At 61.3% G+C, this 14,193-nt stretch carries 14 protein-coding genes; 8 read left to right on the top strand and 6 right to left on the bottom strand.

Going from position 1 to position 14,193, the window contains the following annotated elements; genetic code table 11:
- Positions 1 to 55 precede the first annotated feature (55 nt).
- The 3 genes from J4721_RS06870 to J4721_RS06860 all read right to left on the bottom strand — a co-directional run bounded on the left by J4721_RS06870 (position 56) and on the right by J4721_RS06860 (position 2,924).
- Complete coding sequence (locus tag J4721_RS06870; RefSeq protein WP_102914922.1) at positions 56 to 1,810, bottom strand: SulP family inorganic anion transporter; 1,755 nt, start codon at positions 1,808 to 1,810, stop codon at positions 56 to 58.
- A 120-nt stretch (positions 1,811 to 1,930) separates the two neighbouring features.
- Positions 1,931 to 2,143, bottom strand: coding sequence for a DUF2892 domain-containing protein (locus J4721_RS06865; RefSeq protein WP_102858724.1), 213 nt, complete (start codon positions 2,141 to 2,143; stop codon positions 1,931 to 1,933).
- A gap of 112 nt (positions 2,144 to 2,255) precedes the next feature.
- Positions 2,256 to 2,924 (bottom strand): Crp/Fnr family transcriptional regulator, encoded by a 669-nt coding sequence (locus tag J4721_RS06860; RefSeq protein ID WP_102876788.1) that lies wholly within the window; start codon positions 2,922 to 2,924, stop codon positions 2,256 to 2,258.
- A 297-nt stretch (positions 2,925 to 3,221) separates the two neighbouring features.
- Here J4721_RS06860 and J4721_RS06855 point away from each other — a divergent pair, with 297 nt between their 5' ends.
- From J4721_RS06855 to J4721_RS06845, 3 genes are read left to right on the top strand one after another with little or no spacing between them, the layout of a single operon-like run.
- Positions 3,222 to 4,646 carry a cytochrome ubiquinol oxidase subunit I gene (locus J4721_RS06855; protein ID WP_014874952.1) on the top strand — a complete coding sequence of 475 codons (1,425 nt, stop codon included), beginning with the start codon at positions 3,222 to 3,224 and terminating at the stop codon, positions 4,644 to 4,646.
- A gap of 14 nt (positions 4,647 to 4,660) precedes the next feature.
- Positions 4,661 to 5,665 (top strand): cytochrome d ubiquinol oxidase subunit II, encoded by a 1,005-nt coding sequence (gene cydB / locus J4721_RS06850; protein ID WP_211002419.1) that lies wholly within the window; start codon positions 4,661 to 4,663, stop codon positions 5,663 to 5,665.
- Positions 5,665 to 5,832, top strand: a complete 168-nt coding sequence (locus tag J4721_RS06845; RefSeq protein WP_211002420.1) for a DUF2474 family protein — start codon at positions 5,665 to 5,667, stop codon at positions 5,830 to 5,832. The genes cydB and J4721_RS06845 overlap by 1 nt, the downstream gene beginning before the upstream one ends.
- Before the next feature lie 165 nt (positions 5,833 to 5,997).
- Here the strand turns inward: J4721_RS06845 and J4721_RS06840 are convergent, their stop codons facing one another.
- Positions 5,998 to 6,612 (bottom strand): response regulator transcription factor, encoded by a 615-nt coding sequence (locus tag J4721_RS06840; RefSeq protein ID WP_014874950.1) that lies wholly within the window; start codon positions 6,610 to 6,612, stop codon positions 5,998 to 6,000.
- A 262-nt stretch (positions 6,613 to 6,874) separates the two neighbouring features.
- On the opposite strand from J4721_RS06840, the gene J4721_RS06835 reads away from it, so the two are divergent.
- Together J4721_RS06835 and J4721_RS06830 are read left to right on the top strand one after the other, a co-directional pair.
- Positions 6,875 to 7,507, top strand: coding sequence for a molybdopterin-dependent oxidoreductase (locus J4721_RS06835; RefSeq protein WP_102849267.1), 633 nt, complete (start codon positions 6,875 to 6,877; stop codon positions 7,505 to 7,507).
- A 50-nt stretch (positions 7,508 to 7,557) separates the two neighbouring features.
- A complete protein-coding gene (locus tag J4721_RS06830; protein WP_371816060.1) occupies positions 7,558 to 10,197 on the top strand; it encodes an ATP-binding protein in 2,640 nt (879 codons plus the stop codon).
- 241 nt (positions 10,198 to 10,438) lie between these two features.
- On the opposite strand, the gene J4721_RS06825 is transcribed toward J4721_RS06830, so the two are convergent.
- Both J4721_RS06825 and J4721_RS06820 read right to left on the bottom strand, forming a co-directional pair.
- Positions 10,439 to 10,612 carry a DUF1328 domain-containing protein gene (locus J4721_RS06825; protein WP_014880317.1) on the bottom strand — a complete coding sequence of 58 codons (174 nt, stop codon included), beginning with the start codon at positions 10,610 to 10,612 and terminating at the stop codon, positions 10,439 to 10,441.
- 20 nt (positions 10,613 to 10,632) lie between these two features.
- A complete protein-coding gene (locus J4721_RS06820) occupies positions 10,633 to 11,100 on the bottom strand; it encodes a hypothetical protein (RefSeq protein ID WP_247655924.1) in 468 nt (155 codons plus the stop codon).
- A gap of 89 nt (positions 11,101 to 11,189) precedes the next feature.
- On the opposite strand from J4721_RS06820, the gene J4721_RS06815 reads away from it, so the two are divergent.
- From J4721_RS06815 to J4721_RS06805, 3 genes are all read left to right on the top strand, one after another.
- A complete protein-coding gene (locus J4721_RS06815) occupies positions 11,190 to 11,921 on the top strand; it encodes a Crp/Fnr family transcriptional regulator (protein WP_211002422.1) in 732 nt (243 codons plus the stop codon).
- A gap of 156 nt (positions 11,922 to 12,077) precedes the next feature.
- Positions 12,078 to 13,109: a tRNA dihydrouridine(20/20a) synthase DusA gene (gene dusA, locus J4721_RS06810; RefSeq protein WP_211002423.1), complete on the top strand. Its 1,032-nt coding sequence runs from the start codon at positions 12,078 to 12,080 to the stop codon at positions 13,107 to 13,109.
- A gap of 213 nt (positions 13,110 to 13,322) precedes the next feature.
- Positions 13,323 to 14,189 (top strand): sulfite exporter TauE/SafE family protein, encoded by an 867-nt coding sequence (locus tag J4721_RS06805; RefSeq protein ID WP_211002424.1) that lies wholly within the window; start codon positions 13,323 to 13,325, stop codon positions 14,187 to 14,189.
- Positions 14,190 to 14,193 lie beyond the last annotated feature (4 nt).

The following is a 14,193-nucleotide window of genomic DNA, read 5'->3' as shown; positions in this document are numbered from 1 at the left end:
GCAGACCTGGGCCGCGCTATTTCGCGGCCCGGTTTGCATTTGGTGGGGATCGCGCCTAACCACCAAGGGACGGCACGGAGAGACGTGTCTCGCCCCCGGCAGGCCGCAATGCCTCCACGGCGTCATGCTGGCTCAGAAACACCTTACCGGTCAGGTGATCCAGCAGCGCGCCGCGCCGCAACCGGTCCATGACCGGTCCCTTCACCTCCGACAGGTGCAGCATCACGCCCATCTCTGACAGCCGGTGCATGATCTCCTCCAGCGATTCAAGCGCACTAAGGTCGATGTCATTGATGGCCGAGCATTGCAGCACAACATGATCAATCTGCGGATCATCGGCCACCCGACGATGGATGCAATCCTCCAGAAACCGCGCATTGGCGAAAAACAGGCTCTCATCCACCCGCAGGGTCAGCAGGCCGGGGTGGGTCTCCACCTCGTGGCGCAGGATATTGCGGAAATGTTCGGTGCCCGGCACCCGGCCCACCTCGGCAATATGCGGGCGGGACGATTTATAGAGATGCAGCAGGATCGACAGAACCACCCCAGCCGAAACACCCGCCTCGACCCCCATCAGGAGCGTCAGCGCAATGGTGGTCAGAACGGCGGCGAAATCGGCTTTGGAGTAGCCCCAGCTCTTGCGCAGGATGGAGAAATCCACCAATCCCATGACGGCAGTGATGATGGTCGCGGCAAGGGTCGCCTTGGGCAGAAAATAGATCAACGGTGTCAGGGCCACAGCGGCAATCGCCAGCCCGACCGCAGTAAAGGCTCCCGCTGCCGGGGTTTCCGCTCCGGCGTCAAAATTCACCACCGACCGGGAGAATCCGCCGGTCACTGGAAACCCACCGGTGAAGGCCGCGCCGAGATTGGCGGTGCCCAGACCGATCAGCTCCTGATCCGGATCGATCCGCTGGCGCCGTTTGGCGGCCAGGGTCTGCGCCACAGAAATCGATTCCACAAATCCGATGACGGAAATCAGCACCGCTGGCAGCAACAGCTGTGCCAGCAGGTCCTGTGACAGATCTGGCAGGGTGAGGGGCGGCAGCGCCTGCGGCACCGCGCCGACAATCTTCACGCCACGCTCCGCCAGCCCCAGTTTCCAGACCGCCAGCGTGGTGACGACAACTGCGGCAACTGGTCCGGCCTTGGTCAGAAAACCCGCAAGGCGCGCGCCGATCCCAAGCCGACGCAGGGTCGGGTTCAGCCCCCGCCGCACCCAGAACAGAAATACTGTAGCGGCGCCGCCGATCAGCGCGGTTGGCCAGTTGAGCTGCGGCAGATGCTCCAGCAGCGACAGGATCAATTCAGGCAGGGTGTGCCCCTCAGCACTGATCCCTAGCAGATGCTTGATCTGGCTGGTGGCGATCAGCACGCCGGAGGCGGTGATAAATCCGGCAATCACCGGATGCGACAGGAAATTCGCCAGAAACCCCAGTCGTAGCAGCCCCATCGCCAATAGGATCGCGCCGGACAGTGCGGCCAGCGACAGGGCCGCGACCGCGTAGCCCATGCTGCCCTGTGCGGTGATCTGGCTCAGGCTGGCGGCGGTCATCAGGGAGACCACCGCCACCGGCCCCACCGCCAACGCGCGGCTGGTGCCAAATACCGCATAAAGCAGGATCGGCACGATTGAGGCATAAAGCCCGGTCTCAGGTGGCAAACCCGCCAGCAACGCATAGGCCAGCGACTGCGGGATCAGCATGATGGTGACGATCACCGCCGCAATCAGGTCATTGGTCAGGGTCAGGCGGTCATACTCCCGCCCCCAGGTCAAAAGCGGGACATAGCGGGTCAGGAGAGAGGGCATTCACGTCTTTCTTTGCGTGTGACGTACAGTCTTGCAGCGGGGGTGGGTCTCAAGCCGGTGCATCACCTTGAACGCCAGCGTGGCGCCGTGGTCAACGGTAGACAGCGCGATAGGCCGGGGTCAGAGCTTGCAGCTGCGCCAGCCGAGAATCGTGTAGACCGGACAGCTGCGTGTGAGCGCCACCAGAAGCATCACCACTCCGGCGGCCACCGACAACACGGTTGTCCAGGTTGCGGTAAAAATGGAAAATCCGCTGACAAAGGGCATGGCGATCAGGGCAACGCCCAGCATCAGGCGCATAATCCGGTCGAGGGTGCCGACGTTTCTGGTCATCTTATCTACTCCTTGGCGATATCTCCTCGCCAGAAACCGCAGATCGCCCCGTTCTGTCTGTGACAAAGTCACCCTTGCGCCCAACCATCGCCAAAAACCGGGGCGGTGCGGGTCAGCGCCCGGCCAGCTGCCGCAGCGCGTCGCGATTCACGATGTCGACACTGCCGCGCGCCAGCTGCACCCAGCCCCGGCGCTGAAACTCCTGCATCTGGCGCGACACAACCTCGCGTGCGGTGCCCAGATCCACGGCCAGCTGCTGATGGGTCACCGCCAGATGGTCGCCTGCTCCGGCCAGATCCAAAAGCCCCTGCGCCAGCCGTACGTCGACGCGCTGGAACGCGACCTCGTCAATCACCAGAAACAGATCGGTGATCCGCTTGGAAAATGCCGAGAAGACAAAGCTGCGGAACTCCGCAGAGGCGGCAACCAGCGCATCAAACACCGATCGGGGCAGGGCGGCGGCGGCCACATCCGTCTCGGCAATGCCTTCTGCAGCGTAATCCTCATAGGCCAGCAGGCAGGCGGTGGTCAGCACACAGCTCTCGCCCGCATTGATCCGGTAAAGCAGGATCTCGCGCCCGCTGTCGGAGACCTGCTGCACCCGGACCGTGCCGTCCAGCAGGAACAGCATGTTTTCGGGTGACTTGCCGGGACCAAAAATCACCGCGCCCTTCGGCACGTTCACCAGCGCGGCCTCAGCGAGGATATGCGCCTTGGTCTCTGCATCCAATCTGGCCAGTCCGGCGAAACGATCAATCCAGAGAGGGTGTGCCGGGGTCATAGCTGTCATTCCGTTCTCGTCTGCGCCATTCTGCCACCTTCCCCTGCGGACCAAAGGTCTGGCCCGGATCAGCCCTGTCAAAAGCTCGTTGAAACTGGCTGTGCAACTGCTTTTTCAGGAACTAGCATAGATTGGCGCTGTGCGGAAAACCTGAGACCTGTCGCCGCGCTGCGGCTTTCTGCCACCTGCAATTCTGCGCTCCGGTATTAGCTTTGTCACAAGAAGAAGGCCGTCCAACAACGGTTGGCACTCCTAACCGGTCAGGGGCGGCGCCGAATTCTAGGAAAGAGACCAGATATGTTTGATGGGCTAACAGCCGAGACACTGGCACGTATGCAATTTGCGTTCACCGTCTCGTTTCACATCATCTTCCCGGCATTTTCCATCGGCTTGGCCAGCTATCTGGCCGTGCTGAATGCACAGTGGCTGCGCACCCGGGATGAAACCTACTACACCCTGTTTGAATACTGGAAAAAGATCTTCGCGGTCGCCTTTGGCATGGGGGTCGTCTCCGGTATCGTGATGTCCTACCAGTTTGGCACCAATTGGTCGGTGTTCTCGGATAAGACCGGCCCGGTTCTTGGCCCGTTGATGGCCTATGAGGTGCTATCTGCGTTTTTTCTTGAGGCCGGGTTTTTGGGTATCATGCTGTTTGGCCGTGCCCGTGTGGGGGACAGGCTGCATATGTTCGCCACCGCAATGGTCGCCTTTGGGACGCTGATGTCGGCCACATGGATCCTGAGCGTAAACAGCTGGATGCAGACACCTGCAGGCTACAGCATCAATGAGGTTGGCCAGTTTGTGCCGGAGGATTGGTGGCAGATCGTCTTTAATCCCTCCTTCCCCTACCGCTTGGTGCATATGGTGCTGGCGGCCTTCCTCACCACTGCGCTGGTGGTGGGGGGTGTCGGCGCATTGCACTTGCTGCGCGACAAAACCGATGCAGCGGCGCGGCGGATGTTCTCCATGGCGATGTGGATGCTGGTGGTGGTTGCCCCGCTCCAGATCTTTGCCGGGGATATGCACGGGCTGAACACGTTGGAACATCAACCGGCCAAGGTGATGGCGATGGAAGGTCACTATGACAGCCACCCAGAGGGGGCTCCGCTGATCCTGTTTGGCCTGCCGAATGCCGAAACAAAATCAATCGACTACGCTATTGAGATCCCCAAACTCTCAAGCCTGATCCTGAAACATGATCTGAATGCGCCGCTGGCCGGGCTCGACACCATCCCGGACGAGGACGAGCCGCCAGTCGCGATCCTGTTCTGGAGCTTCCGGGTGATGGTCGCTCTTGGCTTTGCGATGGCGGGTCTTGGGCTCTGGTCGCTTTGGGGGCGCCTGCGTGGGCAACTTTATGACAGTCGCTGGCTGCACCGCGCCTCGATTGCGATGGGGCCGATGGGGTTCGTTGCGGTTCTGGCCGGGTGGATCACCACCGAGGTCGGGCGCCAGCCGTTCACGGTCTATGGTCTGCTGCGCACCTCTGACAGTCTGGCGCCGGTGTCCGCACCTGCGGTCGCGGCCTCCCTCACAGCGTTTGTGATTGTCTACTTCTTCATTTTCGGGGCTGGAACCTTCTACATCCTGCGCATGATGAACAAGGCACCTGCGACCCGCAATCTTGGCCTGCGCGATGGCCCTGTGCGCGCGGCGGGGATCACCCCGGCGCAGCAGGTCGACCGAGACATCACCGATGATCCCACCCCGCAAGGCAACTGACAGAGGTCCTTACTATGTTGTTTGATCTATCCTTCATCTGGGCCGGAATCATCGCCTTTGCGGTGCTGACCTATGTTGTCCTCGACGGATTCGACCTTGGCGTCGGCATCCTGTTCCCCTTCGCCACCTCAGAGCGCGACCGGGCCACCATGATGAACTCCATCGCGCCGGTCTGGGACGGCAATGAGACATGGCTGGTGCTGGGGGGCGGGGGGCTGTTTGCGGTCTTTCCGCTCGCTTATGCGGTGATCATGCCGGCACTCTATATGCCCATCACCCTGATGCTGCTGGCGCTGGTGTTTCGCGGTGTGGCTTTTGAATACCGCTGGCGCACCACCCGCTGGCGCGGCGTCTGGGACAGTGCGTTCTTCGGCGGATCCGTGGTCGCCGCCACCATGCAGGGCATCGCGCTGGGCGCGCTGGTACAGGGGGTCGAGATCGAGGGCCGCGCTTACGCAGGGGGGTGGTGGGACTGGCTGACGCCGTTCTCGGTCCTCACCGGGCTGGCGGTTTTGACGGGCTATGCGCTGCTGGGGGCGACCTGGCTCAATATGAAGACCGAGGGTGAGTTGCAGCGCCAGATGCGTGGCTACGCCCGTTGGCTTGGCGCAGGAACACTGGCCGCAATTGCACTGGTCAGCCTGCTGACACCGTTTCAGGACCCGGAGTATTTCCGCCGCTGGTTCAACCTGCCCGGCAGCCTGTTCAGCCTACTGGTGCCAGGACTGGTTGCGCTGTGCAGTTACGCGCTGTTTCAGGGGTTGAAGGGGACACGAGACGCGCAGCCATTCCTCGCCGCGCTTGGATTGTTTGTCCTCAGCTTCATCGGAATCGGTATCAGTTTTTATCCGTTCATCGTACCGCCGGGCCTGACCATTGCCGAGGCCGCGGGCCCGGATGAAAGCCTGATGTTCACATTGGTCGGCGCGGTGGTGCTTGTGCCGCTGATCCTGGGCTATACCGCCTATGCCTATTGGGTATTCCGCGGCAAGATCAACCCGGAGGAGGGGTATCATTGATGCGGGGAAAGCCTGCGAAAACACCAGCCAACAGCCCGAACCCGCAGCCCGAGCCGGGCGCCTCGCGCCCTGTTGGCCGACTGTTGTGGTTTGCTGCGATCTGGATTGCCAGCGTCGCTGCCCTGGGCTGCGTGGCCTACGTCATTCGCTGGGCGGTGGTTCCCTGATCTTGGCAACTCGATCGGATCTAGGTGTCCATGAACAGGTCCGGATCCCAGTCTCAAGGTGACGAAAGCGCACTCAACCATCAGGTTGGGTGCGCAATCATAGTGAGGTCACGGCAAGCAAGGCCTGCAGCAAGGCCGGTAGCCTGTTGGCGTGGATTGGCCCCCTCAGAAGAGGCCGGCCTCCTTCGCCGTCAGCGCGGCCTGGGTGCGGTTCTTGGCCTCAAGCTTCCGGCAGAGCGTGCGGACATGCAGCTTGATTGTCACCTCTTGCAACTCCAGCTCGCGGGCGATTTCCTTGTTCGACAGACCGCGACACAGCCCGTTCAGAACCTCAATCTCGCGCGGGCTCAGCTTGTCGGCAAGCGGATGGGCGGGCGCCTCGGCCTCCTTGCGCATCAGCTCAACCGGGACATAGATTTCCCCGGCGCTCATGAACCGCACGGCATTCAGAAGCGACTGCGCGCCCATGGTTTTCGGGATGAAACCAATGGCCCCGGCATCCAACGCCTCCTGCGCGGTACGGCTGGGCGCACTGCCTGAGATGATTGCAACGCCCTTGCCACCATTGGCCTTCAGCGCGGTGCCCAACCCGGCCAGCCCCTGCATGCCGGGCATGTTGTAATCCAGCAGGACCAGATCATAAGGCCCGTTCTCTTCAATCTCGCTCAGCGCGCCGGGCAGATCGATGGTCGAGGTCACGGCAGCGCCGCCTTCTGATTTCAGATAGGCGGATATTGTTTCGCGAACCATGTCGTGATCGTCCGCCAAAAGAATACGCATGTGAGCTCCTGCTAAGTACCGGCTTGGGTGTTAGGATAACCGTAATTTGGTTGATAAAATGTCAATCGCACCCGGCCCGGGGCGCAGTGGTCTTTGGACTCGGGTCTGGCAGTCGTTTGGGCGCGGCGCAAATCCCGATGCTATAGGCCATTTTGCCCTTCTGCGGGCGCAACCGCACGTAAAATCGACCTCAGGTGGCAAAAAATCGCGGTTCTGGTTACGAATCCTATACCAAAGAATAGCAGTCTATCCGCAGGAACAGATGCCCGACGCGGCGGTTTGTGACAGGCTGGACCCAGATCAGAGATGTGCATTACCGCGGAACACCACCTTGGATACGCTGGGGCGCACGGGCAAAAGGATTGACGCTATGAAAAACTGGCACCTTCACATCGCGGCACTGCTCGCAGCTGTCACATTGCTTTGCGGCCTGCCGTCTGGCGCAGCGCAGGCCTCCCAATCGGATGCGGCCGTGCTGACCGTGGCCATCAAACCTGCCGATGGCGGTGACATGCAGCGGCATGAATTCTCCATGGAGGAGCTGCGCAACCTGCCGGTGGCCCAATTTGATACCCGGACCATCTGGACCTCGGGAGAGCAGGCCTTCACCGGGGTGAGCCTGGCCGCACTTCTGGCCCATGTCGGCGTCGCCGAGGGGCAATCAGGTGTTGTCGTGGCCCGGGCGATCAACGACTACGCCGTTGAAATTCCCGTCTCCGACGCCACAAACGGCGGCCCGATGGTCGCCTATGAACGCAATGGCGCGACCATGTCGGTGCGCGACAAGGGGCCTTTGTGGATCGTCTACCCTTATGACAGCGACCCGACATATCGCACAGAGGCGGTTTATTCCCGCAGCATCTGGCAGCTTGAGGAGATCACAGTAGGCCAATGACCGGCACAGACAGAGGCCCTTCATAGGTGCGGCTCAGGGAGAACCCTTTGGTGTCGCGCAGCGTCCTGATCACCGTGGGCTTGGTTCTTGCCTTGCTCGCGGTGCAGTCTGTTCGGCTGGGGCGCGAGGTGCTGGTGCGCCTGGAGGTCCTCTCAACCGCCGCAACCGACAGCCTGCAGTGGACCTTGTCTCAGGCCGAAATTGAACAGCTGAAGCTGGAGAATGCAGTTCTGTCAGCGCGCGATGCGCAGGATCTGTCGCAGGTCCGCCGCGAATTCGATATCCTCTATAGCCGCGTTGCCACCATCCGCGAAAGCCGGACCTTCAAATCTGTTCGCGAGGCCCCGGAAAACGCTCAGATCCTGCAACGGGTCATGGCGCGGATCGACACGTTGATCACCTACATTGACGGCCCGGATGAGGCGTTGCTGTTCGGCCTGCCGCAGGTAAGCAAGATCCTGAGGAAGAACCGCGATGACCTGCGGGTGCTGGCGCTTGCGGGGCTTGCTGAACATGCGCGCATAACGGAGGAGAAACGCCTCAACCTCTTTGCGATCCTGTCTCGGTTGGCCTGGGTCGTGCTGGCGCTCTGCGTGGCGCTGGCGCTGACGGCGCTGATGATGGGGCGGCTGTATCAGCGCGGCAAACGTCTGGCCGAACGCACCCGCTTCGCCGTCGCGCGGATGCGCGCCATGATCACCTCCTCCCTGGATGCCATTCTGGTTGTCGGCGACGATGGGCGCATCCAGGAGGTGAACGGCGCGGCGGAGACGATTTTTGGCTATTCAAGGGGGGAGGCGACCGGCGCCGATATGGCGCAGCTGATCGTCCCCGACCATCTGCGCGATGCCCACGAACAGGGCATGCAGGCCTATCGCGCCGGCGGCACGGCCAAGGTCATCGGCCAGGGGCGTGTGCAGTTGGAGGCCAAGCGCAAGTCGGGTGAGATCTTCCCGGTGGAGCTGTCGATCACTGCCAGCCAATCAGCGGAAGAAACCGTCTTTGTCAGCTATCTGCGCGATATCTCGGACCGGATCGCCGCTGAGGAAGAGCTGACGCGCACCCGCGATGAGGCGCTGGCAGGCGAGCGGGCGAAGGCAGATCTTCTCACGGTGATGAGCCATGAAATGCGAACACCTCTGACCGGCGTCCTCGGCGCGGTTGAATTGCTTGAGGGCACCGCCCTGTCACCGGATCAGCACGACTATGTGTCGGCGATCCGCACCTCAGGCGACCGGTTGATGGCCCATGTCAATGACGTCCTGCAATTGTCACAGCTGGAAACCAGCGTCGATTATGAACATCAGCGCATTTTCAACCTCAGCGATCTGGTGCAGGAACTGATCGACGCACATCAGAGCACCGCCCGCCGTGGTCGCAACGATCTGAGCCTGCATTGCAGTCTTGGCGCCAGCGGAGGAGATGTGCTGGGGCGTCCGGTCGCGCTGAAGAAGGTCTTGGTCAATCTGATCGAGAACGCATTGCAATTCACCACCGATGGGGCGGTGTCGGTCGATGTGCAGCGCCTCGGGCAGAGTGACACCGTCGAGATCAGCATCGCCGACACCGGCGCCGGAATCGCTGAACGTGATCTGGACCGGATTTTTGAGGATTTCATTCGCCTTGATGCGAGTTACGCGCGCAGCAGCGAGGGCACCGGGCTAGGTCTTGCGATCACCCGCCGCATCGTTGTGGCGCTTGGGGGCGACATCTCCTGCGAAAGTGAGCTGGGGGAGGGGAGCCTCTTCACCATCTCGTTGCCACTGCCGGCCTCCCATACCGGGGGGGTGATAGATGCGGCACACGCCGATCCGGCGCCTGTGTCGCAAGCACCTGCGGCGCTGCAGAACGCGGGCAACATTCAGGCCGGGGACGATGCGGCGCGGATCCTCGTGGTCGAAGACAACGAAATCAACCGGCTTCTGGTGGAGCGGATGCTGACCAATCTTGGCCATCAGGTGGTGCTGGCCCCCGGCGGGGCTGAAGGTGTCGCAGCCGCGCGCGCCGAACGCTTCGATCTCATCTTCATGGACATCAGCATGCCGGAGGTGGACGGGATTGAGGCCACCCGCCAGATTCGCGAACAGCGCCTGGCAGAAGGCACGCAAATCGTCGCACTCACCGCGCATGTGGCCCCACGTGATCATGCGAGGATACGTGACGCCGGGCTGGCTGAGGTGGTGACCAAGCCGGTCAGCAAATCGACTCTGGCTGAGGTGATATCGCGCCAGGTCCGCCGGGATCGGCCCGGCGGCAATGCGCCCGCTGCAGGGCATCAGCCAGGATCAGGATCGGCGCCGACGGCGGCCATAGTACAAGAGCAGGCGATCGTGGCAGCACCGGGGCAGGCAGAGGCAGTTTCCTCTGATCAGGGATCAGATATCACGCAATTTTTTCAAGCCCTTGGCGCCGAGCGCGGTGCGCAGTTCCTTGCGGGGTATTGCGAGGAGGTGGATCAGTTTCTCAGCGACCTGCGCGCGGCACAAACGCTGGGTCCCGACCAGCGGCAGGAGGCCCATCGGCTGGCTGGATCAGCGGCTGTGCTTGGCTTCACTGAGTTGAGAGAGGCGCTGCTGACCATTGAACATATCGAGACCGAAGAGATGCCGGACCTGATGACCCTCGCGTGTGAGTGGGAACAGGCCAGCCGCGAGATCTCGGCAGCGCTTCCGGGGAAGGCTGCGGGCTGATCCCCCGGGGCCTGATCTCCAGCGGGCCAAGCACAAACGGACGAAACCCTGATTTGGTCGGCAACAGTGCTCCGGCCAGCTGCGGCGCGGGCCGCAAATAGATCAGAGGCCTGCCAGTCAGCGGATGACCTTCTGCACAAGTGATAAAAACACCGATGGCCCGCCATGGCTCCGATAGGACGCCGATGACGGGCCAGTTTCTCAATCTGAAATCAGGATGCGCTGCGGGTTATGCTGCGGGTTATACCGGCGGCTTTCCCTTCAGTGCGCGCATGACCATGGCCACAACGAAGAGGACAAGGAAAATAATGAAAAGGATCTTTGCGATACCAGCCGACGCCCCCGCGATACCACCGAAACCAAGCAAACCCGCGATCAGTGCCACGACCAGAAATGTAAGTGCCCAACCAAGCATCTTCTCTCTCCTTCAAAAGGTTAGTCCACAATGCGTAGATGTAGAGGTAACGTGTCAGGCCCCGCATTGTTCCCAGCTGTGGCTTTCGGGGCCGTATGCCGGGGCGGTAGCCAGCTTTTGATCACCGCAGCAGAAAACGGGCGACACAGCACCGGCCAAGGGTAGGAGCCAATCTCTGCGGCCTCTAGTTCAGCCTCCGCTGCAGTGCCCATCAACACCAGTTTGCCACCGCGCGCCGGAATGATCTGATCCAGCTGTAGCTGATCCACCAGCGCGACCCCGGCCTCGGCAAACACCACGGCGATGGTGCTGTGACGACAGATGTCGGCCATCGCCGCCTCAATTGACAGATGGCAGATCACCTGCGCATCGGTGTGAAGCTCAAAAATCGTGTCAGAGATATCGCAGGTGGTCAAATAATCTTTCGACGCAACAACATAGACAGCGCTCTTGGCTGTGGTCGAGGTGACCGGCGGATCGTCTTGCATAGGGGAGTGGCCTTTCGTTTCGTGCATCTTGCGCCGAACTGGGCTAGGCTTGCATTAATCTATGACATACCGCCGAAGGGGATTGCGCATTGTTGACCACCGACTGTCAGGATTGCCCCCTGCGAAACCGCGACATTTTCAATCCGATGAGCAAGGAAGAACTGACCTTCACTCAGGGGTTCAAGACCGGCGAATTGGTGGTCGATCCCGGGACAACCATTCTGCTGGAAGGCTCAAACAGTCCGCAGGTCTATACGGTGCTCAAGGGCATGGGCACCCGCTACACCACGCTTGAAAACGGACGCAGGCAGGTGATCAATTTCATCTTTCCGGGCGATTTCATGGGCTTGCAGGCCGGTCTTATGGGAGAGATGAAACACTCCGTTGAGGCGACAACCAGCATGACCCTCTGCGTGTTTCGGCGTTCTGAAATCTTCCGCCTGTTTGAACAGTATCCGGCGCGTGCGTATGATCTGACCTGGATTGCAGCGGTGGAGGAGCATTTCCTGGGCGAGACGATTGCATCCTTGGGGCAGCGTGATGCCTCGCAGCGCATTGCATGGGCCTTGGTGCGGATTTACCTGCGTCTGCGCGCGGTCGGGCTGGAGGAGGGGCACACGGTTCCGCTGGCCTATCGCCAGCAGGATCTGGCGGATGCGCTTGGCCTGTCGCTGGTTCATACCAACAAACGGCTGAAGGCGCTGCGCGATGCGGGATTGGCGGACTGGCAAAATGGCCTTTTGTCGATCACCGATCTGGATACCCTTGCCGAGCGTGCATTGATTGATCTGGAAAAGCCAGAACGCCGCCCGCTGATCTGATCGCGCGTCTGCCGCATGCGGTTGCGGCAGGGTGCTGGATATCCGTCGGGAATTGATGATATGCGGCGCGGAACCTGCCTGTTGCGTGGAACCACAGCAATCAGTCCCGACGAGATGAGCCCAGTTGAGAAAAGTCCTGACGAAAAGAACCCTGACATGACCGATCAGATCAACGCCCCATTTCCGCGACCCGCCAACGCCAACGCCATTCGCCAAGCGGCACGCCTGTCGGTTGCGCCGATGATGGACTGGACCGATCGCCATTGCCGTTACCTGCACCGGCTGCTGAGTCATGAAGCGTTGCTGTATACGGAGATGGTAACGGCGCCTGCCTTGGTGCGGGGCGGGGCTTTGCATTTGCTCGACCATTCCCCGCAGGAGCATCCTGTGGCGTTGCAGCTGGGCGGCTCTGACCCGGCGGAGCTGGCGCAGGCTGCAGAGTTTGGCGCCGAGGCGGGCTATGATGAGATAAACCTTAACTGTGGTTGTCCCAGTGATCGGGTGCAGTCGGGGGCCTTTGGCGCGGTGCTGATGAAATCACCGGATCTTGTGGCAGAATGTGTCGCGGCCATGCGGGCGAAGGTTGATGTCGAAGTCACCGTGAAGTGCCGCATTGGCGTCGATGATCAGGATCCGCAAGAGGTGCTGCCGGTGTTTCTGGAGCGCATCGCGGCGGCAGGCTGTGAGCGGGTCACTATCCATGCCCGCAAGGCCTGGCTGAAAGGGCTTAGCCCCAAGGAAAACCGCGATATTCCGCCCCTCGACTATGATATCGCGCATCAGATGAAGGCGGAGTTCCCGAAGCTGCATATCTCTCTCAACGGGGGGGTGGCCAGTCTGGATGAGGCGTTGCCGCATCTGGAGCGGGGCCTTGATGGTGTCATGATTGGCCGCGCCGCCTATCACCAGCCCAGCGATATCCTGTCACAGGCGGATCCGCTGATCTTTGGCACCGGCAGTGCCACAGATCCGGTGGCCGTTGTGGGGCATATGCTGGGGTATATCGACGATCAGATGGCGCAGGGGGCCCGTTTGCATCAGATCACCCGGCATATGCTTGGACTGTTCGCCGGACGGCCCGGTGCGCGCAACTGGCGGCGGGTATTGTCAGAGGGCGCAAGTCGCCAGGGGGCGGATACCCGACTGGTGGAAACTGCACTGGAACAAGTGACGGGGATTGCTGCCTGATCCGGCAGGGGCCTGCGCGTGACCTGCCGAATGGGGCAGGCCTGCGATGCCCTGCGACCACGGGTCACTGCTGCAATCGACTGAACCGCAAGAAATCCTGAGACAAATTTGCGCTCACCCTGTAGGGGAGGGGTCGGAATTGCGCCCCGCACCGTTATCCACGATGGAGCCATGTCGGGCCGGAATGCCGACCGCCAATGAGGAGAGCCGCCGATGTCAGCCCTGACCACTAGTCTTGTGACCACTGCCGCCCTGCTGCCGGAGCCTGCTGTGCTGGCGCAGATGGCTGGTTTGCTGATCGTGACAGGCGCGGTGGCCGGTGTTCTGGCAGGCCTGCTGGGGGTTGGCGGCGGCATCGTTCTGGTGCCTGCGTTTTTCTATGTCTTCCAGACGCTGGGTTATGGCGGCGATCAGTTGATGCAGATGTGCCTGGCGACGTCTCTGGCGACGATTATCGTGACCTCTCTGCGCTCGGTGATGAGCCACAACAAAAAGGGTGCAGTGGATTGGGATATCCTGCGCGGCTGGGGGCCGGGGATTGCTATCGGGGCGATCATTGGCGTCACGATTGCGTCCTCCTTGCGCTCCACCACATTGCAGGCGCTGTTTGGCGTGCTGGCGCTGGTGATCGGCTGTTACATGGCCTTTGGCCGCGCTGATTGGCGACTGGGGAGCGAGATGCCTAAGGGCGCGCGCCGCATGATCCTGTCGCCCATGGTTGGGTTTTTGTCGGTTCTGATGGGCATTGGCGGCGGCAGTTTCGGCGTGCCATTGATGAGCCTGCATGCCACGCCCATTCACCGGGCTGTGGCCACGGCGGCGGGCTTTGGTGTCATCATTGCAGTGCCCTCAGTGATTGGATTTCTGTTCCTCCCAGTTGAGGCCGCAGCGCGCCCGCCGCTCACCGTTGGGGCGGTCAATCTCGTCGCCTTTGTCGTGGTGATTGCGATGACGCTGATCACCGCCCCCTGGGGGGTGAAGCTGGCCCACGCGATGGACCCGAAACCGCTGAAGCGGGTGTTTGCGGTGTTCCTGATCCTTGTGGCGCTGAATATGCTGCGCAAGTCTCTGGGATTTTGATTTC

The organism is Phaeobacter sp. HS011, from assembly GCF_018101215.1.
Lineage (GTDB): Bacteria > Pseudomonadota > Alphaproteobacteria > Rhodobacterales > Rhodobacteraceae > Phaeobacter > Phaeobacter inhibens.
This window is presented reverse-complemented; position numbering and strand designations above follow the sequence as displayed.